Source organism: Priestia sp. GS2, assembly GCF_036409025.1.
Lineage (GTDB): Bacteria > Bacillota > Bacilli > Bacillales > Bacillaceae_H > Priestia > Priestia aryabhattai_A.
Window position 1 is genome coordinate 3,686,833 of record NZ_JAZGJX010000001.1, and the last position, 25,008, is coordinate 3,711,840.

At 36.0% G+C, this 25,008-nt stretch carries 21 protein-coding genes; 14 read left to right on the plus strand and 7 right to left on the minus strand.

Annotated features, from left to right (window positions below; genetic code table 11):
- Positions 1-139: 139 nt before the first annotated feature.
- On the minus strand, positions 140-1,549 hold the full coding sequence (locus V2145_RS18885; protein WP_179289224.1) for an alanine/glycine:cation symporter family protein: 1,410 nt from the start codon (positions 1,547-1,549) through the stop codon (positions 140-142).
- 229 nt (positions 1,550-1,778) lie between these two features.
- Here V2145_RS18885 and V2145_RS18890 point away from each other — a divergent pair, with 229 nt between their 5' ends.
- From V2145_RS18890 to pdxK, 3 genes are all read left to right on the plus strand, one after another.
- Positions 1,779-3,026: a PucR family transcriptional regulator gene (locus V2145_RS18890; protein WP_311856064.1), complete on the plus strand. Its 1,248-nt coding sequence runs from the start codon at positions 1,779-1,781 to the stop codon at positions 3,024-3,026.
- A gap of 239 nt (positions 3,027-3,265) precedes the next feature.
- A complete protein-coding gene (ald, locus tag V2145_RS18895) occupies positions 3,266-4,399 on the plus strand; it encodes an alanine dehydrogenase (RefSeq protein WP_094910985.1) in 1,134 nt (377 codons plus the stop codon).
- A 240-nt stretch (positions 4,400-4,639) separates the two neighbouring features.
- Entirely contained in the window at positions 4,640-5,464 is an 825-nt protein-coding gene (gene pdxK / locus V2145_RS18900) for a pyridoxine/pyridoxal/pyridoxamine kinase (protein WP_094910984.1), read from the plus strand.
- A 23-nt stretch (positions 5,465-5,487) separates the two neighbouring features.
- On the opposite strand, the gene V2145_RS18905 is transcribed toward pdxK, so the two are convergent.
- Both V2145_RS18905 and pgmB read right to left on the minus strand, forming a co-directional pair.
- Positions 5,488-6,351 carry a Cof-type HAD-IIB family hydrolase gene (locus V2145_RS18905; RefSeq protein WP_094910983.1) on the minus strand — a complete coding sequence of 288 codons (864 nt, stop codon included), beginning with the start codon at positions 6,349-6,351 and terminating at the stop codon, positions 5,488-5,490.
- A 115-nt stretch (positions 6,352-6,466) separates the two neighbouring features.
- Positions 6,467-7,132 (minus strand): beta-phosphoglucomutase, encoded by a 666-nt coding sequence (pgmB, locus tag V2145_RS18910; protein WP_094910982.1) that lies wholly within the window; start codon positions 7,130-7,132, stop codon positions 6,467-6,469.
- Positions 7,133-7,350: 218 nt separating this feature from the next.
- Between pgmB and V2145_RS18915 the strand changes: the two genes are divergently transcribed.
- From V2145_RS18915 to V2145_RS18960, 10 genes are all read left to right on the plus strand, one after another.
- Positions 7,351-8,988: a PTS transporter subunit IIBC gene (locus V2145_RS18915; RefSeq protein WP_094910981.1), complete on the plus strand. Its 1,638-nt coding sequence runs from the start codon at positions 7,351-7,353 to the stop codon at positions 8,986-8,988.
- A 2-nt stretch (positions 8,989-8,990) separates the two neighbouring features.
- On the plus strand, positions 8,991-9,779 hold the full coding sequence (locus V2145_RS18920) for an endonuclease/exonuclease/phosphatase family protein (RefSeq protein ID WP_330988101.1): 789 nt from the start codon (positions 8,991-8,993) through the stop codon (positions 9,777-9,779).
- A 260-nt stretch (positions 9,780-10,039) separates the two neighbouring features.
- Positions 10,040-11,134, plus strand: a complete 1,095-nt coding sequence (locus V2145_RS18925; RefSeq protein WP_311856061.1) for a glycosyltransferase — start codon at positions 10,040-10,042, stop codon at positions 11,132-11,134.
- Between the two features lie 2 nt (positions 11,135-11,136).
- Positions 11,137-12,066: a glycosyltransferase family 2 protein gene (locus tag V2145_RS18930; protein WP_094910978.1), complete on the plus strand. Its 930-nt coding sequence runs from the start codon at positions 11,137-11,139 to the stop codon at positions 12,064-12,066.
- Between the two features lie 5 nt (positions 12,067-12,071).
- Complete coding sequence (locus tag V2145_RS18935; protein WP_286175386.1) at positions 12,072-13,778, plus strand: DUF6020 family protein; 1,707 nt, start codon at positions 12,072-12,074, stop codon at positions 13,776-13,778.
- Positions 13,775-14,116: an EamA family transporter gene (locus V2145_RS18940; protein ID WP_247600547.1), complete on the plus strand. Its 342-nt coding sequence runs from the start codon at positions 13,775-13,777 to the stop codon at positions 14,114-14,116. The genes V2145_RS18935 and V2145_RS18940 overlap by 4 nt, the downstream gene beginning before the upstream one ends.
- Positions 14,109-14,441 carry an EamA family transporter gene (locus V2145_RS18945; RefSeq protein WP_094910976.1) on the plus strand — a complete coding sequence of 111 codons (333 nt, stop codon included), beginning with the start codon at positions 14,109-14,111 and terminating at the stop codon, positions 14,439-14,441. The genes V2145_RS18940 and V2145_RS18945 overlap by 8 nt, the downstream gene beginning before the upstream one ends.
- Positions 14,442-14,468: 27 nt before the next feature.
- A complete protein-coding gene (gene murJ / locus V2145_RS18950) occupies positions 14,469-15,974 on the plus strand; it encodes a murein biosynthesis integral membrane protein MurJ (RefSeq protein WP_094910975.1) in 1,506 nt (501 codons plus the stop codon).
- Between the two features lie 25 nt (positions 15,975-15,999).
- The gene (locus tag V2145_RS18955) at positions 16,000-17,373 is read left to right on the plus strand and encodes an O-antigen ligase family protein (protein WP_131887554.1); all 1,374 of its coding nucleotides are present in this window, start codon (positions 16,000-16,002) and stop codon (positions 17,371-17,373) included.
- A 168-nt stretch (positions 17,374-17,541) separates the two neighbouring features.
- Positions 17,542-19,614, plus strand: coding sequence for an LTA synthase family protein (locus tag V2145_RS18960; protein WP_330988102.1), 2,073 nt, complete (start codon positions 17,542-17,544; stop codon positions 19,612-19,614).
- Between the two features lie 57 nt (positions 19,615-19,671).
- Here V2145_RS18960 and V2145_RS18965 read toward each other — a convergent pair whose 3' ends face one another.
- The 3 genes from V2145_RS18965 to proB all read right to left on the minus strand — a co-directional run bounded on the left by V2145_RS18965 (position 19,672) and on the right by proB (position 21,843).
- On the minus strand, positions 19,672-20,127 hold the full coding sequence (locus V2145_RS18965; RefSeq protein ID WP_025910424.1) for a threonine/serine exporter family protein: 456 nt from the start codon (positions 20,125-20,127) through the stop codon (positions 19,672-19,674).
- Positions 20,128-20,142: 15 nt separating this feature from the next.
- Entirely contained in the window at positions 20,143-20,904 is a 762-nt protein-coding gene (locus V2145_RS18970; RefSeq protein ID WP_094910972.1) for a threonine/serine exporter family protein, read from the minus strand.
- A 117-nt stretch (positions 20,905-21,021) separates the two neighbouring features.
- A complete protein-coding gene (proB, locus tag V2145_RS18975; protein WP_094910971.1) occupies positions 21,022-21,843 on the minus strand; it encodes a glutamate 5-kinase in 822 nt (273 codons plus the stop codon).
- Between the two features lie 180 nt (positions 21,844-22,023).
- Here proB and V2145_RS18980 point away from each other — a divergent pair, with 180 nt between their 5' ends.
- A complete protein-coding gene (locus V2145_RS18980) occupies positions 22,024-23,475 on the plus strand; it encodes an alpha-amylase (RefSeq protein ID WP_330988103.1) in 1,452 nt (483 codons plus the stop codon).
- 35 nt (positions 23,476-23,510) lie between these two features.
- Here the strand turns inward: V2145_RS18980 and V2145_RS18985 are convergent, their stop codons facing one another.
- The gene (locus tag V2145_RS18985; protein ID WP_330988104.1) at positions 23,511-24,956 is read right to left on the minus strand and encodes a DEAD/DEAH box helicase; all 1,446 of its coding nucleotides are present in this window, start codon (positions 24,954-24,956) and stop codon (positions 23,511-23,513) included.
- Positions 24,957-25,008 lie beyond the last annotated feature (52 nt).

Genomic DNA, 25,008 nt, shown 5'->3' on the forward strand with positions numbered 1-25,008 from the left:
AATCTTAACTGAACCACACAAAAACATTCAAGCTAGAAGCAGCAACCTTCATATCATGTATTATACATATCTGTATAGTACCACGGTTTTATTTAAAAAAAAAACGAAAGCGCCTGCTTATGCAGACGCTTTTTTGATATCAGCTTGCTTTTTTCATTGTTGCTACTTTGTAATGATTTTCAAAATAATCATTTGTTTCATGAACAACAACTTTATATAACAACACAAGAGCAATTAAGTTTGGAATCATCATCAGTGCATTCGCCATATCTGCAAATGCCCAAACAACCGTTAAGTTTGCTACTGCCCCAAGGCCACAAGCCGCTACATAAATTGCACGATAAAGACCTGTTGCTTTTGTGCCAAATAAATATTCAAAACATTTTTCTCCGTATACATACCAACCTACAATTGTTGAGAATCCGAAGAAAATAACAGAAAATGCAACAATATATTCACCAATTTTGCCTAAAGATGCGGCAAAGGCTGCTGAAGTTAAGGCTCCTCCATCTAAGTTAGCGTTGTGCGCCACACCAGAGATAGCTCCTCCTGTTGGGTCCCAGAACCCTGTAATAATTAGTACTAAACCTGTCATTGTACAAACAACAATAGTAACAATAAATGTACCTGTCATCGCCACAAGGGCTTGTTTAACCGGATGATCTGAACGAGCATTCCCTGCAATTAAAGCAGCCGTTCCTAAACCTGCTTCATTTGAGAAGATTCCACGTGATACTCCGCTACGAATTGCTTCAGAAACCGCAATGCCAACAAATCCACTTGTTGCAGCTACTGGTGAAAATGCATATTCGAAAATCAATGCAAATGATGGAATAATTTTATCAACATTTAAGAAAATAATTAATAGTGAACCAGCAATGTATAGTAAAGCCATCAGCGGTACAAAAACCCCTGCCACTGTACTAATACGCTGAATACCACCAAAGATAATTAAAGTTGTTAAAACAGCTAATACAATCCCTGTTACAATGCCACTAATCCCAAAACTTTCGTCTACAACGCTTGCAATTGTATTAGACTGAACGCTGTTTCCGATACCTAATGCGGCAAAGGCTCCAAAAAGAGCAAATGCGATAGCTAAAATTTTAAACTTTGGTCCTAACCCTCTTTCGACATAATACATCGGACCACCTGAATATTCACCTTTATCATTTTTCACACGGAATTTCATTGCTAATAAGGCTTCAGCATACTTTGTAGCCATTCCCAGTAACCCTACAATCCACATCCAGAAGATTGCCCCTGGTCCACCTAGCGTGATGGCTGTTGCTACACCAGCAATATTACCGTTACCAATTGTTGCAGCTAAAGCTGTCATCAAAGCTTTAAAGTTACTTACATCACCTTCAGCCTTTGCATCTTCTTCCTTTTCTTTTGTAAATCCTAATTTGAACGCATACATCAACTTACGGAACTGTAGGCCTCTTAATGCAAAGGTTAAAAATAAGCCTGTCCCAAATAAAAGAATTAAGCTAGGTGTTCCCCAAAGAACTCCATTGATTTTCCCTAAAATATCTAGAATGTCCATTGATGCTTCCTCCCCATCTGTTAGCGCTTACATTCTAAATAAGCTCTAATAAATGATTCCCTGATATAATTTTAACATTTTCTTAGACAAGTTTTTTTGTTAAAATCATTAAAAAGACTAATTTGTTTTTGTCTATTTTCACAAAATGTTTTTAATCAATAGTCAAAAGATTATCAAAAGATTTATGATAAATCAATATGTAATTATTTTTATTAAAGAGGGATTTAATATGAACAAACCGATTCGAGATCCATTTAAGGAAAACTTTGACACGCTTGAAGAGTTTGCAGACCGTATTAGTGAAGTTTTACAATGCCCAATTACTATTGAAGATTCTAACCACCGTCTTTTGGCATATAGTACGCATGACGAACGGACAGATCAAGCCCGTATCGCAACAATAATTGGCCGACGTGTACCAGAGAAAGTAATTAATAACTTGTGGAAAGAAGGGATCATTCCTCAATTATTAAAAACAGATGACCCTATTCGCGTCGAAAATATCAATGAAATTGGATTGGGAAATCGCGTAGCTATTTCAATTTGGAAAAACGAAGAGGTGCTAGGTTTTATTTGGGCTGTAGAAGTCGATAAGGCCTTAAATGAAGAAGAGTTATTTCTATTAAAGAAAGCCGCTACGGTACTTCGCAATAAATTACTTCAGCTTCAAATTCGCAAGTACAAGCGTGAGGAACGCTCACAAGAGTTTTTTTGGAAGCTACTCACAGGACACATGGAGTCAAAAGAAGATATTACGCAAGCTTTTTATGATGCGCAAATTACTCCACCTACGTCTTTTTCGATTGCAGTATTTCGATTTCAGGAAGATATTACACCAGAAGCTGAACGTCAAATTTCTTATTTATTAAAAACCATGCACCGTTTGAAAATTATTCTATATACAATTGACTGCAATGATCTAATTTTGTTCCTTTCTTTAGATTCAATTTTAGCTCCATTAAAAGATCAGCATGAGTTTGTAACATTCTTTAAAGATACAATGGAGGAACGATTCTCAATTGAGCAAATTGAATCTAGCTTTAGCAGCATGTATTCTTCTTATGACCACATCGCCAAAAGCTACAATGAAGCACTAAACGTATTGGACATTAAGAAGAAGTTCCCAAAAGAAACAGCTCATATCGCGGGCTATCAAGAATTAGGTATCTATCAATTTTTAGACGTGCTGCTAGAAAAAAGAACGCAAGATCGCTTTGAAAATTACTCATTGGCTAAATTAAACGAGTACGATTTGCGCCACAACAGTAACTTAGTGGAAACTCTCGAAGTATTTTTAGATTCGGATAATAACATTAACGATGCTGCTAAAGTATTAAATGTTCACATTAATACTTTAAGCTATCGTTTAAAGCGCATTTCAGAGATTGGTGATATTAACTTAAAGGATACAAACCAAAAAATTACGCTTTATTTAGATATTAAATTACAAAAGTATAAAAATCCTCCATCAAATTAAGTAACAGAGCCATTCTTCCTGAAGAATGGCTCTTTTCTTCAGATAGACCAAAAGACTCAAACTATGTCAGAACACCTAACAAATAATCAGAAAAATCCAAATAGTAACCGCTTCCATTTGTGTATTTTTACAAAATAATATGATTGATTTCTTTTTTCCTAACAAAGAAAAAGAAAAAAGTTTTTTATATACTGTACCTAGAAATAAGATTTCGTCTATTTTAAGGGAGGAAACATATTATGATTATTGGTGTACCAAAAGAGATTAAAAACAACGAAAACCGTGTAGCGATTACGCCTGCAGGAGTAGCATCATTTGTTGGTACAGGTCATCGCGTCTTAGTAGAAGCTGAAGCAGGAATCGGAAGTGGATTTACGAATGAAGACTACATGAAAGCTGGAGCAGAAATCATTGAATTAGCTGCTGACGTTTGGGCTCAAGCTGAAATGGTCATGAAAGTAAAAGAGCCTCTACCTAGCGAATATGATTATTTCCGCCCAGGTTTAATTTTATTTACTTATTTACACTTAGCTGCGGAGCCTGCTTTAGCACAAGCGCTTAAAGATAAAGGTGTCACAGCTATCGCATATGAAACAGTTGCAGTAAACAGAACGTTACCGTTATTAACACCAATGAGTGAAGTAGCAGGACGCATGGCTTCTCAAATCGGTGCTCAATTCCTACAAAAATCAAACGGTGGTAAAGGTATTCTATTAGCTGGCGTACCTGGAGTGAGTCGTGGCAAAGTAACGATTATCGGCGGCGGTGTTGTTGGAACAAATGCTGCTAAGTTAGCAATCGGACTTGGTGCAGATGTAACAATCATTGACCTAAGCCCTGAACGTCTTCGCCAATTAGACGATATTTTCGGCAATCAAATCAATACGCTGGTTTCAAACCCTTATAACATCGCCGATGCGGTTGCTCAAGCGGACTTATTAATTGGTGCTGTGTTAATTCCAGGTGCAAAAGCACCTAAACTTGTAACAGAAGAAATGGTACAAACAATGAAACCAGGGTCTGTGATTGTTGACGTAGCAATTGACCAAGGTGGTATTGTAGAAACAGTAGATCATATCACCACTCATGATCAACCAACGTACGAAAAGCACGGTGTAGTTCACTATGCTGTTGCAAATATGCCAGGTGCAGTACCTCGTACATCTACAATTGCTCTTACAAATGTAACTGTACCATACGCTTTACAAATTGCATCCAAAGGTGCTTATAAAGCAATTCAAGAAAACCCTGCACTTAAATTAGGTGTAAACGTAGCAAATGGCGCAATCACATATGAAGCAGTGGCACGCGACTTAGACTATGATTATGTACCAGTTGAAGTTGCCTTAAACAAAGAGTTAACTTCTATTTAATAAATTAAGGTCTCTCTATCTAGAGAGACCTTTGTTGTTTATAACAAATTATTTAAAGAAAACATCCCTCGTCTCTCACACTTCGCTATTTTTTCAAAAATTATATATTAGTAAAACATTATTACCTTTCATTGAATAGTTATTTTTGATTCAAAAAGTTTAATTTTGTAAATTGAATCTCTACTATAAAAGCGCTAGAATAAAAGAAAATAAGTAGCTTAGATCGAAGGAGGATTTTCCATGAGTATGAATAAAGTGCTTACAATTGCTGGTTCAGATACTAGTGGTGGTGCAGGCATCCAAGCGGATTTAAAAACATTTCAAGAGTTAGGTGTTTATGGCATGACTGCTCTTACTACAATTGTGACAATGGATCCAGAAAACGGTTGGTCACATAATGTTTTTCCACAGGAAACATCAACTGTCGAGAAGCAGTTAGATACCATTGTAAAAGGGGTAGGTGTGCAAGCTCTTAAAACAGGTATGCTTGGCTCAGTCGAAATTATTGAGCTAGCAGCAAAGACTATTGATGAGCATGCTCTTAAAAATGTAGTAATTGATCCTGTTATGGTTTGTAAAGGAGAAGATGAAGTACTACACCCAGAAACAGCAGTTAGTCTACGCGATGTATTAGTACCAAGAGCAACGGTTGTTACTCCAAACTTATTTGAGGCAGGACAATTAAGCGGAATTGGATCAATTAAGACAATTGAAGAAATGAAAAAAGCTGCGAAAGAAATCCATAGTTTAGGTGCACAGTTTGTATTAGTTAAAGGTGGAAGTAAATTAAATCATGATAAGGCTGTAGATGTTCTATACGACGGTGAAACGTTCGAACTGTTAGAGTCTGAACTAATTCAAACGACTTTTACTCATGGAGCTGGCTGCACATATTCTGCAGCAATTACGGCGGAATTAGCTAAAGGGAATGATGTGAAATCAGCTATTTATACAGCTAAAGAATTTATTACCGAAGCAATTCGCCACTCTTTCCCATTAAATCAATACGTAGGGCCAACAAATCATGGCGCTTATCGCCGTAAAAACGAGTTAATAACAAATTAAAAGCACGCGTAAGCGTGCTTTTTTTATACGGGCTTGAATATGCTTTGAATTGCTTCAGCTACACCGTGTTCATCGTTTGTTTTTGTCACGACATGAGCATGACGCTTTATTTCTTCGGGTGCATTGCCCATTGCAACGGCCATTCCTACTTTATGAAACATCGAAAGATCATTATAGTTATCCCCGATTGCCATTGTCTCTTGTAAAGAGATACCTCGACTTTTCACAAATTTCTCTAATGCAATTCCCTTTTGAGCTTCTTCACTATTCACTTCAATGTTTTCTTTACCTGAAGAGCTTACAGCAATGCCATGAAATGATTTTAGTTCTTCACGTGCACGTTTTAACTTCTCATCATCGAATGAAAAAGCCAACATTTTATAAATTAAGATACTTGAATCTTGAAATAGTGGTTCATACGCATCAATTAATTTTACTTTTCCTTCTTCAAATCGTTTTTTTGCTGCTTTTAGCAATTCATCATACTGATTTTTTAAGCTAGCACTCATATAGATATCCATTACAACAGAAAGTGCTTTATCATAGTCATTGGAGTATGTGCCATCACTTGTATAAACTTCAAAGTACAGCTCATGCTTGTTAAAAATTGCTTCAACAGCTTTAATTTTATCAAGGGTCATTCCAAAAGCTTCTAGCTTCTCACCTTTTTTATTTCTAACCTCTGCCCCGTTTGTACAAATAAGGAACGTCTCGATACCAGCTTCTTTTAATACATAAGAAGCTTCCTCATATGAACGCCCAGTTGCTACGATAACTTCCACACCTTCACGCTGTGCAGCTTTAATTGCTTCGCTGTTCTCTATACTAATTTGTTGTTCACTATTTACTAATGTTCCATCCATATCAGTGGCAACACATTTAATCATTCTGATTCCCCCTGCTGTGTTTTATTTTTAGGTTAACATGTTTTATTACCTAGTCTTTGACTTCTATGTAAACAATATAATAAGTATTTGTATAGATGACGTTACATTCAATCAATTAACGGTTTACAAACTTCTTGTTTACACTCTCAAACGTTAGTTCATGAGTAGAAGACACTTGCCAATCCGCTTGTTCCATTCCTTCGTGTAACCCTACTCCTATGGAAAACATATCAGTTTGCTTAATGGCGGTTAAGCCTGCAATTCCGTCCTCAATCGCAACACAGTTTCTAGAATGGATACCGATTGCTTTTGCTGCTGTTAAAAAAATTTCTGGATTTGGCTTCCCACGCTTTACGTCTCTACTGGTTACAACCTTATCAAAATAAGACCGCAATCCGATTTTTTCCAATACATACATCGCGTTTGAACTAGAAGATGCGATTGCAAGCTTGATTTCAGCTGCTTTTGCTTCTTTTATCAACTGAAAAATGCCAGGTAAGATTGCCTTTTCATCTAACGTTTCAATTAATGCTTGATAATGATGGTTTTTCTTTTCTGCTAATGCATGTATCTCTTCTTCCGAATAAACCTTGTCACTTTGTCTTACAATTTGCTTAACTGTCTCATAGCGGCTAATTCCCTGCATTTGTTGATTCCATTCTTGTGTAAAATAAACATTTGCCTCATCAGCAATCATTTTATTTGCTTGGTAGTAGAAGTTTATTGTATCAACAATTACACCATCTAAGTCAAAAATAAGCGCTTCAAACTGTACTTGCATATGAAATCTCCCCTTTTTAACTATGTATTTTTTTATCATATCGATTATTGAAATAAATTTCCTACTTTTATTTTTAAAAAAGTATTGCATTATGAAAGCCCTTTTATTAAAATAAGCTTATGCAAACGGTTGCACTGTTTATATTCGTTTCAGCTATAAAATAACTGTAAACGCACACAATATACTGAAAGCCCATACAATGGGGAGGGGAAATAGTCATGAAGAAATTCTTTTCATTTGATTTTTGGCAGAAGTTTGGTAAAGCATTATTAGTCGTTGTAGCTGTTATGCCAGCTGCAGGTATTATGATTTCACTTGGAAAGCTAGTTGGTATGACTGGTGGAGAAATGGCACTTGTGCAAACGATTGCCCGAGTTATGGAAGACATAGGTTGGGGTATTATCACAAACCTCCATATCTTGTTCGCTGTAGCTATCGGGGGATCTTGGGCAAAAGAACGTGCTGGTGGAGCATTTGCTGCGCTGATTGCCTTTGTATTAATTAACCGTATTACTGGTGCAATTTTTGGGGTTAATGCAGATATGTTAGCTGACCCAGAAGCAAAAATTACTTCTTTATTTGGACAAGAACTTATCGTAAAAGATTACTTTACATCTATCTTAGGTTCTCCTGCTTTAAACATGGGAGTATTTGTTGGTATTATCGCTGGTTTCCTTGGAGCCAACTTATTTAACAAGTATTACAACTACGATAAGTTACCTGAAGCTTTATCATTCTTTAATGGTAAACGTTTTGTACCATTTGTCGTAATTGGTGGATCAATTGTTACAGCAATTATCTTATCGATTGTATGGCCATTCATCCAAGGTGCTTTAAACAGCTTTGGGCAGTGGATCGCAACATCTCGTGACACAGCGCCAATCTTAGCTCCATTTGTTTTTGGTGCATTAGAACGTCTTTTATTACCTTTTGGTTTACATCATATGTTAACGGTTCCAATCAACTACACTGAACTTGGTGGAACGTATCAAATTTTAACAGGTTCTGGCGCTGGCTCAACAGTAGCTGGTCAAGATCCATTATGGTTAGCTTGGATTGCTGACTTAAACAACTTCCTAGCAGCTGGTGACACAGCTAGCTATCAACAATTATTAAATGAAGTAACGCCAGCTCGCTTTAAAGTTGGTCAAATGATTCTATCTTGTGCTGCGTTAATTGGTATTGCTTTTGCAATGTACCGCAACGTTGATGCAGATAAACGCAGAAAGTATAAATCAATGTTCTTCTCTGCTGCACTAGCTGTATTCTTAACTGGTGTTACAGAGCCAATCGAATTCATGTTCATGTTTGCTGCTCCAGTTCTTTATGTTGTATACGCAATCATGACAGGTATGGCATTTGCCATTGTTGATATTATTGATGTGCGTGTTCACGCATTCGGTGTTATTGAATTGATTACACGTACGCCAATGATTGTGAAAGCTGGATTATGGTTAGATTTAGTGAACTTTATTATCGCATGTCTTGTATTCTTTGGATTAAACTTTGCAGTAGCAAACTTTATGATTAAACGTTTCAACTTCCCTACTCCGGGACGTAACGGAAACTACATTGAAGATGAAGCTTCAACTAGCGGCACTTCAAACGTAAAAAGTGATTCTCTAGCACCTGTTATTATTGAATTATTAGGTGGTCAACAAAACATTGAAGATGTTGATGCTTGTATGACTCGCCTTCGCGTAACGGTAAAAGATACTAGCTCTGTAGCTACTGAAGCAGAATGGAAACAAAATGGCGCTCTAGGCTTAATCGTAAAAGACAAAGGTGTGCAAGCCATTTATGGTCCAAAAGCTGATGTTCTTAAATCCGATATCCAAGACTTACTAGGAGCGTGAACATGAAGCTACTCACTTTAAATTGCCATTCTTGGCAAGAAGAAAATCAGCTAGACAAGATTTCTTGTCTAGCTTCTGTAATTAAAGAAAAAGAATATGATGTAATTGCTCTACAAGAAGTTAGCCAGCACATTGAAGCTGCTTACGTAGACGACCACATCAAAGTGGATAATTATGGATACGTCCTATTGCAGGAATTAAAAAAATTAGGTGTTCATGATTATGAGCTTGTTTGGGATATTGCTCACATGGGATACGAAGTGTACGAAGAAGGTTTAGCGATTTTGACAAAACACCCTATTGTTGAAGAACATTCTTTCTTCATTTCAAAAACATCTGATGTGAATGATTGGAAAACAAGAAGAGTAGTGGGAGCAACAATTTCTTATAACGACGAACTGCTATCATTTTACTCCTGTCATCTAGGTTGGTGGAAAGATGATAAGGAACCGTTTAAAGACCAGTTTGACTCTCTGTGGACTTCCGTAAAAAAAGATCATCCCTTTTTCTTGTTAGGTGACTTTAACAATAATGCTTTTATTCGAAACGAAGGATACGATTACATGAAAAAGCATCCTTTATATGATACCTATGACCTGGCTCTAAAAAAAGATGAAGGTGTTACGGTTGAAGGTAAAATTGCAGGCTGGGATGAAAATAAAGAAAAGCTTCGTATTGATTTAATCCTAACGAGCGATCCTTTCAAAGTAGCCCAATCTCAAGTTATTTTTAATGGCAACAATAAACCTGTTGTTTCAGATCATTTTGGCGTAGAAGTCATATTAACATAGTCAAGTTAAAAAAGCTGTTGGAGTCTAGACTTCAGCAGCTTTTCACATGGAATTATGGTTAATGCACATGATAATAACATGAACCTTGATTAAATCTTTGCTGTTTGTATAATACTTTGACATTTAAAAATATAAATATGCTATAATGTGTTGTTGTTAATACAAGAATTAATATTCCTTTTATTTACTTATCTAACATTTAATTCATGTATCAACGTGGTAAAAATACAAAATCAAAAGAAGATAGGTGCAGAATCAAAATGAAAATTTTGCTCATTTCTAATATGTATCCATCTAAAGATTTCCCTAGCTATGGTGTGTTTGTCAAAAATACTGAGCAAATATTACTTGATAATGGTTTTTCAGTAGACAAAGCTATCATGACGAAGCGAACAGGCAAATTTGGAAAGCTAGTTGGATATGCTTCGCATTATTTAAAAATAATAGCAAGTGGACTAACAAAGAAGTATGACTATCTTTACGTGCATTATGCTTCTCATAATGCTCTACCCCTGCTTATTTTAAAAAAGTTAAATAAACGTGTGAAGATTGTAACAAACGTTCACGGTTCAGACGTCGTTCCTGAAGTGCCTTCACAAGAAAAATTTCAGCCAAGGGTTAAAGAGCTGTTACATCGTTCGCATAAAATTATCACTCCATCTCCTTACTACAAAGAATTAGTTCAGGAGAAATATGGAGTTACAACGCCTATTTACGTATTTCCTAGCGGAGGCGTTAATTTTAAATTATTTTATTCATTTTCTACTAAAGAAAAGGCTTATAAAGAGTTAAATTTAAGTGAAAAACAACGCTATATTGGGTGTGTAAGCCGTATTGATGTCGGTAAAGGTTGGGAATTTTATCTACAAGCCATTGCCCAGTTAGAAGCTGAACACCCTACGGATTATAAATACATTTATGTTGGTAGTGGAAAGGATGAACCAAAATTTAAGCAAATGGTTCGAGAATTAAATTTAAAAGATAAAATTATTCACTTTCCTTTGCTTCCACAATCCTCTTTAGCCCATGTTTATAATGTCATTGATGCATTTGTGTTTCCGACGATTCGGAAAGGAGAAAGCCTAGGTCTAGTTGGCTTAGAAGCAATGGCCTGTGGTGCTCCTGTAATTGGTAGCCGTATCGGCGGACTTAAGGACTACATTATAGATGGAAAAAACGGTCTTTTCTTTGAACCTGGTCAAGCAGGAGAGCTAAAGGAGAAATTGCGCCTTTTCATGGAATCATCTGCAGAACAGAAAGAAAACATGTCGTTACATGCTGTGAACACAGCCAAATTATACAGTGTAGATGAGATTTCTCAGCAACTACCAACAATTTTCTTTAATGAGGTGTAAGGATGAAAATTGCAGTTTTAATTCCTTGTTACAATGAAGAAGTAACAATTGGAAAAGTAATTGATGACTTTAAAAAAGAGTTACCCGAAGCTGATATTTACGTCTATGATAACAATTCAAAAGACAAAACGAGTGAAATTGCACTTGCTCACGGGGCTATTGTTAAGAAAGAATTAAAGCAAGGAAAAGGGAACGTGGTTCGATCGATGTTCCAAGATATAGATGCTGATTGTTATGTAATGGTTGATGGTGATGACACTTACCCAGCTGAGTTTGTTCATCAGCTCATTGAACCTATCAGAAACAAAGAAGCAAATATGACGATTGGTGACCGCCTTTCAAACGGTACGTATTTTGAAGAAAATAAACGTCCATTCCATAACTTTGGAAATAACCTAGTTCGCTCACTGATTAATAATCTATATAAAAGCAACATCACGGATATCATGACAGGTTACCGAGCTTACGACAAGCTGTTTGTGAAGTCTATTCCTGTTATGAGTCCTGGTTTTGAAATTGAGACAGAAATGAGCTTACATGCTCTGGACAAGCGCTTCCGCTTAAAAGAAATTCCAATCGATTATCGTGACCGTCCAGAAGGTAGTGAATCAAAGCTTAACACCTTCTCTGATGGATACAAAGTACTTAAAATGATTTTTACTCTATTCAAGGAGTACAAGCCGTTACAGTTCTTCTCACTTTGGACTCTACTATTCTTAGTAGCTGGATTAGCGGTAGGAACACCTGTTATTTATGAATTTTTCAAAACAGGCTTTATTACAAAGGTTCCTTCATCAATCCTAGCAACGGGCTTAATCCTGCTTGGTGTACTATCGTTTGTTTCTGGACTTATCCTAGATACAATTGCATCGTTAAACCGAAAGCAATATGAACTAGAATTAAATAAGAAGATTGAACAAATAAGGGAGTAATCACCGTGAATAAAAAACCTATTCTTTATTTAATAGCGACTGCTTTTGCACTGATAGGTATTTTTATTGGAGCCCCTGACGGGATAAGTTTTCCCTCTGTTTTCATGTTGTTAGTATTAGTAGGCATAAGCTCTATTTTTATTTATAAAAATAGAGCTTATGCTTCATTTACATCAATACAATGGCTCCTAATCGTAGCAGTTAGCTTTATCATACAGTTTTCTTTATTAAGTAACTTGCATATGACAGCATCCACTATCTTCAGCTTTATTCTTTATATTCTTGGAAGATGGGTGATTGCACTGGGATTTGTAATTGCTTGTGTAACAACCTTTAAAGCACATTTTAATCCAGATTCGTCTGTCAGTTATTCAAAAAAATATAAATGGATTATCGGAATTTGTATTTTAGGTATGAGCGCCTTTTATTGGCTAGCCTTTTTCCCAGGTGGAATGACGCCTGATTCTCTGGCTCAGTGGGAACAAGCACACACTCGTGAATTTAATGACTGGCATCCGATTATGATTACTTGGTTAATTATGATACTAACTCAAATATGGGATCACCCTGGAATGATTACGATTGTTCAAATTCTAGTCGTGTCTAGTATTTATGTATACACGTTTCACTTTCTCATTAAAAAGCAAGTTCCACCTATTGTTTTAGGAATTCTAACATTACTTGTATTATTAATACCAAGCTTTTTAATCTTTTCCATTATTATCTGGAAAGACATTCTATACAGCGCGTTTTTGCTATTTTTCACGGTAAATATCGCAAGAGTGTATTTATCAAACGGAGCATTTATTCAGTCTAAATATGGAATCTTTATGCTGCTTTTATCATCATTCGGTGTAGCCTTTTTTAGACATAATGGATTTCCTGTTTTTATCATTACATTCTTATGTTTAATCGTATTGTTCAGAAAATACTGGAAGCGTTTGGTTCCTTTATTTTTAGTCATTTTTATTTTACAAAAAATTATCACAGGTCCTGTCTTTAACTGGTTAGATGTTAAACCTTCGGATCCCAACGAAGCGCTATCGATTCCGACGCAACAAATTGCTAATATTATTGTTAATGATGGGGAGATGTCTAAAGCTGAGCGTGAATACTTTAACAACGTTCTCCCAATTGAACTTTGGAAAGAAAAATACAATCCATATAAAAGTGATCCCATTAAATTCACGTGGGAATATTACGACCGGGAATTTATTTTTCAAGACCTTGGTTTATATTTCAAAAATTACATCAGTATTGTTATGAAGAATCCTTATCTAGCAATGGAAGGATTTCTAAAACAAACGGCATTAGTATGGCAAACAACACCCTTTGAAGATGGCTATACCGACACGTATGTAACAAACGTATATTACGGAAATAAATTTGGACTTGAAAATACCGTAGTTTCACCGTTGATTACAAACACAGCAAAAGCATATTTGGAAGTCTTTAAAAGTCCTTCTTTATTTTTCTTATGGAAGCCTGCTTTTTATCACTGCGTTATCTTACTGTTTTCTCTTTTCTTCATTGCAAGAAAAGGAATCACGTCTTCCATTGTTTTATTTCCATGGCTATTAAATACGCTATCAGTACTAGCAGCGTTACCTGCACAAGACTTTCGCTACTTACTAGCAAGCGTATTTGTCAGCTTCTTCTTTGTCGGATTAGCTTTTGTTAGAAAAGGTGAAGAAGAGAGGGGTCAACTTTGACAAATAACGTACAATACAATAGAAAATTAGGCATTTTCTTAATTATTATTGCCTCAATGTTTACAGCCATTGGACAGCTTCTTTGGAAGTTGTCCAACGGTTCATTCAACATTATGTTAATTATTGGCTTCTTACTCTACGGTTGTGGAGCTATTTTTATGATTTTAGCGTTTAAATATGAAAGAGTTTCGCTCCTTCATCCCTTCTTAAGCTTAGGATATGTCATTAGTATTGCACTAGGCTTCTTTTTATTAAATGAAGCTGTTAGCTTTATAAAAGTGATTGGTACAGCAGTTATTATTATTGGGGTTCTATTGGTAGGTGGCCACGATGATTAGTATACCGATTTTACTCATTATGACTCTTCTAGGTTCAGTTGGAGCTGTCTTTTTCAAACAGATTTCTACAGCTTTGAGCGCTAAAAATAAGAAAATGGCTATTATCTATTTGATAGGTGGAGGCTCGTTCTACGGAATATCAGCACTTTTAAACGTATATGTTTTAACATTGTTACCCTACTCGGTTGTTTTTCCGTTAACATCTATTACTTATGTATGGACACTATTATTTGGCTACTTTTTGTTAAAAGAAAAAGTAACTGTCAAACAAATGATTGGATGTGCTCTTATCATTATTGGTTGTTTTATTATTGCTAATAGCTAAACAGCAAAAAGGCAGGAGTTTGAATTTATGAAAAGCTTAAAGATTGCAAGTATTTTATTACTTGTTTCAACCTTATTTTTAAAGTTTTCCAGTATGATTCGAGATTTAGTAATCGCTAACTTCTTCGGTACAAGCTATATCGTAGATGCATATAACGCAGCGATGATTATTCCAAATGCATTTATTTTATTTATGCTTACGGGAATGAAAGATGCTTTTATCCCCAGCTACTTGAGCTATGAGAAAGAAGGAAAAGGGAAATCTCATCTTACAAACATCGTAAAATCTACGTTTTTCATTTGCTTAGCCATTTCTATTATAGGATCAATAGCAGCATTCTTTTACTTTCCTGCTAGTTACCCTAACTTTTCTAAAGCAGCGATTGATATTGGTATCTATACCGCAATTCTATATTTTTTGTCTCTTTCTTTGGTAGGGGTAAACGCGGTATACGAAGGTGTATTTGATGCTAACAGTCAATATTCCTTCTCCGTATTCTCTCAAACAGTTGTTGTGTTGTTTACCATCCTAAGCACCATTTTACTTCAGGGTGTAATGGGTGGATACGCAATTGCATTAGGGTATCTCTTAGGGACTTTTGCTTCGTTTCTCATTAAAGTTGTGTACTTTAAGCCAAAAAACTTGCTGCTATGGAAGCAGAAGATAGATAGAGAAGAAGTTAAAATCTTCTATAAAGTCTTTATACCTGTTGGGGTTACCATTATGGTGGGACAGATCAATTTAACAGTCAATTTCTTTTTTGCAGGGGCATTTGGAGAAGGTGTTATTTCTTACTTGAACTATGCGTTTCGACTTGTTAGTATTCCTCAAGCCATCTTTGGTGTTACCGTTGCGACAATTATCTACCCACTGATTGTAAAAGCTCTTAACGATAAAAATGAAGAACGTTTCAAAACAGGTATCGAAAAAGGGTTAACATTTATGTTGATGTTACTTGTTCCAACACTTGTCATTATGAGCTTTTATATGAAAGATATTGTTCAAATTGCTTATGAACGCGGTGCATTTGACGCTAATTCTACTTTAAAAACCACTGATGCATCCTATTATTACTTTGGATCCGTATTCTTTTATTCACTACAAGCAATTTTAGCAAAAGGTTTTTATTCATTAGGAAAAGGTCATGTTATTATGCGCATCGGGCTACTATCAATCCTGCTGAATATCATTTTCAACCTAACATTTACGCAATTTTTAGGTTACCAAGGTCTTGCACTTTCAATGTCTGTTGTAGGTTTTTTCTATACTGCCATTGTATTCATTATGCTAAACCGTCTTATAAATGGTTTCCACTTCCGCTATTTACTAACGGAAACCACAAAAATTTTAGTAGCTAGCATCCCCGTTATGATCGCTATGTACATCCTAAAAGATATACAGTTTGTAAACGATTTACATGTTCTGGTTCGATTTACGGTTGTATGCTTAGTGGGAGGTTTAGTATACTTAATATCGACGTTTATATTTAAAGTAGATGGAATTATGATGGTTTTACGCAAACGAAAACGTTAAATTTACTAAAACAGGAGATTACTATATGAAGAACGCATACTGGTTATTTTTTCTGTTTGTTGGTTTTATTTCAATACAGCCAATTATTGATATGCTAACAACATATATGATTTTAAATGTAGAAAGTCCTCTTTCAATCGGTGTAATCATCCGGTTCTTATATATGGTATTTGTGGGGATCATTTTACTGATATTTTTTAAAAAGTCCAAGTGGGCCAAATATTCAATTCTCTATTTAATTGTTTTTGCATTATTCCTGGGTGTTAACATTTACTTTAACAGTCAATGGAAAGATCCTTATTACTTAGCTCAGGAAATAAAGTTCTTTAATAAAGTTGTTTATATGAACGTAACGCTCTTAGGTGCTATTGTAGTCTTTACAATGTATCGCCAATCTGTAAATGTTTCAAAAGCTCTCAACAAAAACTTATTGATTGCTTCTCTTATTATCAGCATTGTGTTCATTGTAACCATGCTTACAGGAACAGCCCTAGAGAGTTATCAATATAATAAAACAGGATTCAAAGGCTGGTTTTATGCTGCTAACGAACTTGGAGCAATCGTTGCGCTACTGTTACCTTTAACACTTTTATTTGGATTAAAGAAAACGCAGTCCTTAAAGCAATTTTACTTTTGGATTCCATTTATCTTGCTTGCCATATCTTCAATTATGATTGGAACAAAAGTAGGGCTAGGAGCTGTCATTTTATCGTTAGGTGTTGCATTTGTTGTATTAGTAATGAAACTATTTGCAACAAAGCAACGCGCAGTGAAGTCTAATTTAATTATCTCGATTCTTTTATTAATAGTAGTTGGAGTAACAACTCCTATTTCTCCTGCTTTTACAAACACATATGCGCATATCGATTTACTAGAAAATAAAAAGAAAGAACAGCAGCCACAACAGCCTGAAGATGAAAGTACTACTGACAAGAAAAAGAAAAAGCGACAAAAGTTAGACAATAGCGATATTGAAAACTTAATCTTAAGTAGTCGTGAAGACTTTTTAGCTCACCATAAGGAACAGTATAAAGAGGCTCCTATCGCTCGTAAGCTTTTAGGAATGGGATATGCAGGGAATTACACAGAAGAACAACCACCAAAGATGATTGAAATGGACTTTTATGACCTTTTCTTCTCACTTGGTATTATCGGGTTTATCCTGTGGATTTTACCTCTTCTAATTATTGCTCTATACGTAGTAAAACGATTCATTAGCGAACCTTCACAGCTTTGGAATGAGTCATTTATGATGTATAGCACATCTGTTGTACTGGCGCTAGGTATTGCGTTTGTTGCTGGTCACGTCTTTACGGCACCCGCTGTAACTATTTATTTTGCTGTAACAGCGGCATACCTTGCTTGTATACACTTTTATAAATCAAATACATTAGATTAAATTAAAGCCGTTAGAGGTCTCCATCCTTTAACGGCTTTTTATAACCTTTACAGGTAAAACCGTCTTTTGTTATTTACCTTTGATCTATCCTTCCAAAACATTTTCCCTTCAAAAGTATTAAATTTATGTTAAGATTGTAAAGCTATTATTTTTTTGGGGGAATGCTTTATGTATCAACGCATCATTCAGTTTTTACCTACCTTTATCTTTTACCTATTCCTAACCATATTTTTGTATGGGATAACAATAACTTTATCTACAGGCGACTTTAATCTCGCTTTTGATTGGGCGCAAATCCACACAGCATCTTTTATCGTACTTGTTAGTTTTATTTCTTTAATATTAAGCTATCTAACTTTTTGGGGGCTAGCCAAAAAAGAGCTAGTTACAAAGTTTGCCGAATCCAAACTTTATCACCTTGCTTCTGCATTTTCACTTGCAATCTTTATTGGTTTAGTAGGTGCCCTTCTGTTTCTTATCTATCATATTGATTTACATCAACCTGGTAAATCAATTGAGTGGATTCAAGAATATACAGACCGCTACTTATTAAGCTCCTTTATTCTTTCTCTATTAACTTTTGGAGTTATTGTTTTAGCAGGGGAAGTCTATATCGGTAGTGGAATTTCAATTTTATTGTTTTTTATTCTTGCCTTGACGAACTACTATAAAAAGATTTTTAGAAACGAACCCGTCTTCCCTAATGATTTTATTCAAATTACGCAACTAAAAGATGTTATACCAATGATTCGAGATTCCATCTCGCTCTCAACTACCATACTCGTGGTAATTGGCTTAATAGCCTTGCTTGTTCTATGGTTCCGTTCACCTAAGCTCAAAATTGATTGGAGAATTCGTATTATACTTATTGTTCCAATTGTTTTTATCTCCAAATCATTTCTGTTTTTTGAAGATACCTTTGCGGCAAAGTACTATGAAAAATATTCAGCCATCATGCCGTGGAATCAGCAAAATAATTATTACTACAACGGCCCTGTTATTGGCATGATTTCGAACATCAAGACAAATATTCTAGAAGAGCCTGAGGATTACTCTGAAAAACGCGTCACAACCGTTATCGAGAATATGAAAAAAGAAGTAAAGCCATTCAATGGTGATTCTAAAGCAGACAAAAAGCCAAACATTGTCTTTATCATGAATGAATCTTTTTGGGATCCTACCAAGCTAAACCTTTCTTTTTCACACGATCCATTAGAGCATACAAAAGAGCTAATGAAGAAGTATCCTTCTGGGTCCATGCTCAGCCCTGCATTTGGTGGGGAAACAGCTAATGTAGAATTTGAAGCACTGACAAGCTATTCAATGGATACATTTAACCCTGGAGGTTTACCATTTCAACACATTTTGAGCAAAAAAGAATATCCTTCGTTTGCTTCTTATCTAAATCAATTAGGCTACTACACGGAAGCAGTTCATCCAAATAATGGTATTATGTACATGCGCCAAAACGTCTATCCAAATCTAGGATTTGAAAAAAGTTTATTTATTGATGAAATGGACTTTACAGAAAAGGATAACGAGGGATTTGTTTCAGACGACTCAGTTGTTAATCAAGTTTTAGATACGTTAAAGAAATCAGATAAACCAGCGTTTATTCACGCCGTGACGATTGGAAATCACCTTCCGTATCCGACTACAAAGTATAGTGGCGAAAAAACGATATCTGTTGAAGGAGACAACTTATCTCCTGAAATAAAAAGCGAAATTGAAATTTATGCTGAAGGTATTAAGCAGTCCGATGAAGCTCTGAAAAAATTAGAAACTGAAATACAAAAACTTGATGAACCCACTCTAGTTGTATTTTGGGGAGATCATTTACCTGCTCTAGGTAAAAATCTTCAAGGCTATATAGAAGGCGGCTTTGGCAACACAGACGAATTTCAAAAATCAAAAGAATTTTATGAAACACCACTCTTATTCATGGCGAACTTTGATTTAAACATGGAGCAAGAATTAGGAGTGATTAGTCCGATGTATTTTGCACCGATGATTGTAGATGAATTAAACTATCAGCCAACGCTATTTTATAGCTATTTATCAAAAATGAAAGAACATATTCCAGCTTTTCGTAAGCAAATTTATGTAAATGATGAAGGAGAAGTTGTTCACGAGACTTCTTCTTTAAAACGAGACGCTATTCAATTCATGAAGCAATACCAGCTTCTAGAGTTTGATACGTTATCTGGAAAGCAATATGGAAAAGAGTTGCTGTATAAATAAAAAAAGGTCTCTGATCTCCATTGATTTGTTTCAATGAGATTGGGGGACCTTTTTTCTTTATGGACGATATTTTGCTTTCACATTTAATTTCGATTGTCGAATAATTTGGTTAACTACTTCCGAGAATACAATTCCAATGGCAATTGATCCTGAAATCATAAATGCTTTTGCAGCTAAGCTGATTGCTGTATTATAATCATTTTCCACGAAATTTCGCATGGCGTCATATGCAATGCCACCAGGTACAAGTGGGATGATACCCGCAACTGTAAAAATAATAATAGGCATGCGATATACCTTTGCATAGATTTGACTAATAATTGCAATAAAAAATGCGGATGCTACTGTACTTGGCACTTCATCAATATTGTACATCGTCATTAAAAAGTAAATTAACCAGCCAATCATTCCAACAAAACCACATTTTAATAATGATTCACGTGGAACATTAAAAATAATACCGAATGCGGCAGAAGCGATGAAGCTTGTAATAATTTGCTCGATAATTGTCACATGCAGCCCTCCTTCTTATAACAATGTAAATACAACTGCAATTCCAGCACCAATTGCAAAAGCCGTTAAAAAAGCCTCAGCTCCCTTAGATAAGCCTGACAACAAATGTCCTGCCATTAAGTCCCGTACAGCATTTGTAATTAACAGCCCTGGGACCAGAGGCATAACCGAACCAATAATAATTTTATCAAGTTCACTTCCAACACCAATCGTAACAAATAGCAGTGAGAGCGTACCGATGGTTAGTGAAGCCGTAAACTCAGCAAAGAATTTAATTGGAATAATCCTATGGAAATAAACAAGTGTTAAAAACCCAAGCCCTCCTGCTAACATAGCTGGAATAAAATCTAACCACTGACCTTGAAACATGATTAAAAAACAGCCGCTTGAAATAGAAGCTGCCGCAAGCTGGACCCATAGAGGAAACGCAACGTTTGATTCTGCGATATTTTCTAAAGCATCATATGCTTCTTCTAATTGTAATTGACCTTGGCTGATTTGACGTGAAACGCTGTTAACTAATGTTACTTTCTTTAGATCTGTTGTACGTTCTGAAATACGTATAAGCTTTGTTTTGGTTGGCTCACTCGTCTCCAAAGAAAACATAATTCCCGTTGGAGTGACATAACTATGTGACGTTTTAATGCCAAATGAAGCAGCAATCCTCATCATTGTGTCTTCCACTCGATACGTTTCTGCTCCACTTTCCAACATGATTTTCCCTGCTAGTAAGCATACATCCATAATGTCATATCTATCTAATTTCTTTTCTTTCATCTTCTCACTCCAAACGTCTAAAGTCTGGTTTGTTTCTTACAGCATACAGTGTATAAGAAATAAAGGATGATACGCAATGCTTAATTAAAAAAAGTGTGGATTTCCCACACTTTTTTCTTAACGGACTTTTTGCTTTTGAGATAAAAACAACGTTCCTAGCTCTTTACCATTAATTAAATCGCGTAGGATAGCAGGGTCTTTTCCATTTGCTAAAATCACATTGATTCCTTCTAACGTAGCACGTTTCGCAGCCGTTAACTTTGTTACCATGCCGCCTGTTCCCACGGAGGACCCACTCCCTCCCGCAAACTCTTCTAGCTCTGGCGTAACTTTTTCAATAACTTTAATCAGCATCGAATTTTCATTTTTAGTTGGATCCGAGTCAAAGAAACCATCAATATCTGATAAGATAACTAGCAAATCAGCTTGAATAAGTACTGAAACAATAGCTGATAAATTATCGTTATCTCCAAAGCGTACAATATTCTCGATTTCATCAATTGCTACGGTATCATTCTCATTAACAATTGGAATGACACGATCTTCAATTAACTTTTCAAATGTATTGACCACGTTGCTTCGAACGTGTTCATCTTCAATAACATCTTTGGTTAGCAACACTTGCCCAACAATATGACTATATTCTCCGAAAAACTTACTATAAATATGCATTAATTCAGACTGTCCTACAGCTGCTGCTGCTTGCTTGTCACGAATTGACGTTGGTCGATTCGCTAACTTTAATTTCTTCACTCCCACCTGCACTGCACCCGATGTAACCAAAATCACTTCTTTTCCAGAATTCATTAAATCAGACAAAACACGTGTTAGTTTTTCGATGCGCGCTAAATGAATCTCTCCGTTATCATACGTCAAAGTTGATGTCCCTACTTTGACTACGATACGTTTACAGCTATGTAATTGATCTCGATACCCCATGCTGTTCATTCCTCCAAAAGCTTATAATTTTTAAAAATTATAGCAGACTTCATGAGAAAAGTCTTATGGTTTTTCATTACATGATACTTTCTATTTTTGAAATTATTACCTTTATACATGGTTTAGATAACACATATAGTAGGAATATAACTAGAAAACGGGTGTGAAGGGATGAGATGAATGGAACGTAATCACACAATGATTCAATTTTTTGAATGGCACTTGCCAGCTGATCAAAAACATTGGAATCGTTTAAGGGATATAGCACCTGAGTTAAAAGAAGCTGGCATTGATGCTGTTTGGATTCCTCCGGTTACAAAAGCATCTTCACCTGATGACAATGGTTATAGTGTCTATGACGTCTATGACTTAGGTGAATTTGAGCAAAAAGGAAGCACCGCTACAAAGTATGGAACAAAAGAGCAATTACATGAAGCAATTCAAGCGTGTCATGACCATGGAATCAGCGTGTATGTTGACATTGTCATGAACCACAAAGCAGGAGCTGATGAAACAGAGACCTTTCAAGTCATTGAAGTAGATGCTGATAATCGAAACAACGAGATATCTGAACCTTTTGATATTGAAGGATGGACTAAATTTACGTTTAATGGTCGAAACAGTCAATATTCCGATTTCCAATGGAATTTTGCACATTTTAATGGGACAGACTATGACGCTAAAGAAGACCGTACAGGCGTCTTTAAAATTCTTGGTGAAAATAAAAAATGGAATGAAGAGGTGGACCACGAGTTTGGAAATTATGATTACCTTATGTATGCCAACATTGATTACGACCATCCAGATGTTAAAAGAGAAATGATTTCCTGGGGAAAGTGGCTTGCAAAAACATTAAATTGTGACGGCTATCGACTAGATGCTATTAAGCATATCAACTATAACTTTATCAAAGAGTTTACAGCAGAAATTACGTCTCAGCAAGGAAACAACTTTTATTTTATAGGGGAATTTTGGCACCCTGACTTAGGAACAGCAGCAGACTTTTTAGATCATGTTGAACACGGTATTGATATTTTCGACGTTCCCCTTCACTACAAATTATATGAAGCTTCACAAAAAGGAAGAGATTTTGATTTACAAACAGTATTTGATGATACACTAGTCCAAACGCACCCATTAGATGTCGTTACCTTTGTGGATAATCATGATTCGCAGCCTAATGAGTCCCTTGAGTCATGGGTAGAAGACTGGTTTAAAGAATTAGCCTACGCCTTAATTCTTTTTAGAAAAGATGGGTATCCATGCGTATTTTATGGAGATTTCTTTGGCATTTCTGGGGACAACCCTATGGACGCAAAAAAAGAAATGCTTACAAAGCTTTTATCGGTGCGCTATCACAAAGCGTATGGAGACCAAGATGACTATTTTGATCACCCTAATACAATTGGTTGGGTTCGTCATGGAGAACCCTCTATTGAAGGATCTGGTTGTGCTATCGTTCTTTCAAACGGAGATGAAGGATATAAGAAAATGTTTGTAGGAAAAGAGCACGCCGGCAGTACTTGGGTTGATATGCTTGAAAAACGAGATGATCAGGTCATCATTAATGAGGATGGCTATGGTTCTTTCACGGTTAATGGTCAAAGTGTATCCGTCTGGATTAAGCAATAGAAAACGCTCATCTACAGCGTGTAGATGAGCATTTTTCATTTTTTCGCTTCATGCACTTTTAATTTCTTGCCTTTGATACTTTTATTTTTTAATTCCTTCAATACAGCTAAACCTTTACCGTTTAAAATCTCAACATACGAATGGTTATCTTGGATGGTAATAATACCAATATCTTGAGCAGACATACCAGGCAATTTAGCGATGGTTCCCACAAAATCAACCGCACGAATTTTCTTTTTCTTACCGCCATTAAAATATAACTTCATAATATCTTGGTTAACTTTTTCACGCTTTTCTTCTCTTAGAACTACCGGTGCTTCCATTTTCTCTTGAAAAGCCGTTCTGTTGGCTTTTACTTGTTCAGCAGATGGCGGATTCGTTAACTCAATATCGGCTTGGCTATATTCACGAATTTCTTCTAAGAATTTTTGTTCATAAGACGTCATAAACGTAATCGCTTTTCCTGACTTACCAGCACGGCCTGTTCTACCCGTACGATGCACGTACTTTTCTTTTTCAAGTGGGAAATCAAAGTTAATGACAAGCGTAATCTCTTCGACGTCAATTCCTCTAGCAGCAACGTCAGTGGCTACTAGGTAGCGAAATTCGCCTCGCTTAAAATCATCCATTACGTCAAAGCGATCTTCTTGAACCATCGCTCCGTGCAGTAAATCAGCAGAATAATCATGTTCGTCTAAGTACTGAAAAACCTCTTTTACTCGTTCTTGTGTTCGGCAAAAAATGATGCAGCTATCCGGGTTTTCAGCAACGGTGACGTCTGCTAACAAGGAAAGCTTATTATTTTCCTCCACTTCCATCACATGATGTGTAATAAGCTGAGGGGCTTTTCCTACTGTTTCGATTTGGATACGTTCAGGATTAATCATATATTTTTTAGCTAAACCTTCAATATCAGCTGGAAAGGTTGCAGAGAAAAGCATCGTAGTACGACTTTGTGGAAGTTTATCTAGAATGGCTGATACTTGATCAATAAACCCCATATTTAACATCTCATCCGCTTCGTCTAATACAACATATTTTAAACACTCAATAGATAACGTACCTTTTTCAATATGGTCTAAGACGCGACCAGGTGTCCCTACTACGATATGTGTTTTTTGTTTTAGCATAGTCTTTTGCTTCATAAAAGACTGTCGACCGTAGATGGCCACGCTATTAATACGCTTATAGCGACCAATGTTCTTCATTTCATCACTAACTTGTGCCGCTAGCTCACGAGTCGGTGTCAGTACTAATACTTGCGGTTTATTTTCAAGCCAATCTACTTTTTCACACAGTGGAATGGCAAAGGACGCGGTTTTTCCGCTACCTGTTTGTGAGGTCACAATTACGTCTTGACCTTTTAATACCTTGGGGATAACACGTGCTTGAACCGGTGTTGGTTGGTTATATTCTAAGGCATCTAGCGCCTTTATAATTGAATCACTGATTGCATAATCAGTAAATATTGAACTGGACATATAGTTCCTCACTTTTTTATTATTTAACGTTTCTTGTTACATATAGAATTCA

Bases quoted from the DNA above. Each gene is read 5' to 3' on its own strand.
- V2145_RS18885 (WP_179289224.1), bottom strand. From the start codon at position 1,549: ATGGACATTCTAGATATTTTAGGGAAAATCAATGGAGTTCTTTGGGGA.
- V2145_RS18890 (WP_311856064.1), top strand. From the start codon at position 1,779: ATGAACAAACCGATTCGAGATCCATTTAAGGAAAACTTTGACACGCTT.
- ald (WP_094910985.1), top strand. From the start codon at position 3,266: ATGATTATTGGTGTACCAAAAGAGATTAAAAACAACGAAAACCGTGTA.
- pdxK (WP_094910984.1), top strand. From the start codon at position 4,640: ATGAGTATGAATAAAGTGCTTACAATTGCTGGTTCAGATACTAGTGGT.
- V2145_RS18905 (WP_094910983.1), bottom strand. From the start codon at position 6,351: ATGATTAAATGTGTTGCCACTGATATGGATGGAACATTAGTAAATAGT.
- pgmB (WP_094910982.1), bottom strand. From the start codon at position 7,132: ATGCAAGTACAGTTTGAAGCGCTTATTTTTGACTTAGATGGTGTAATT.
- V2145_RS18915 (WP_094910981.1), top strand. From the start codon at position 7,351: ATGAAGAAATTCTTTTCATTTGATTTTTGGCAGAAGTTTGGTAAAGCA.
- V2145_RS18920 (WP_330988101.1), top strand. From the start codon at position 8,991: ATGAAGCTACTCACTTTAAATTGCCATTCTTGGCAAGAAGAAAATCAG.
- V2145_RS18925 (WP_311856061.1), top strand. From the start codon at position 10,040: ATGAAAATTTTGCTCATTTCTAATATGTATCCATCTAAAGATTTCCCT.
- V2145_RS18930 (WP_094910978.1), top strand. From the start codon at position 11,137: ATGAAAATTGCAGTTTTAATTCCTTGTTACAATGAAGAAGTAACAATT.
- V2145_RS18945 (WP_094910976.1), top strand. From the start codon at position 14,109: ATGATTAGTATACCGATTTTACTCATTATGACTCTTCTAGGTTCAGTT.
- murJ (WP_094910975.1), top strand. From the start codon at position 14,469: ATGAAAAGCTTAAAGATTGCAAGTATTTTATTACTTGTTTCAACCTTA.
- V2145_RS18955 (WP_131887554.1), top strand. From the start codon at position 16,000: ATGAAGAACGCATACTGGTTATTTTTTCTGTTTGTTGGTTTTATTTCA.
- V2145_RS18960 (WP_330988102.1), top strand. From the start codon at position 17,542: ATGTATCAACGCATCATTCAGTTTTTACCTACCTTTATCTTTTACCTA.
- V2145_RS18970 (WP_094910972.1), bottom strand. From the start codon at position 20,904: ATGAAAGAAAAGAAATTAGATAGATATGACATTATGGATGTATGCTTA.
- proB (WP_094910971.1), bottom strand. From the start codon at position 21,843: ATGGGGTATCGAGATCAATTACATAGCTGTAAACGTATCGTAGTCAAA.
- V2145_RS18980 (WP_330988103.1), top strand. From the start codon at position 22,024: ATGGAACGTAATCACACAATGATTCAATTTTTTGAATGGCACTTGCCA.
- V2145_RS18985 (WP_330988104.1), bottom strand. From the start codon at position 24,956: ATGTCCAGTTCAATATTTACTGATTATGCAATCAGTGATTCAATTATA.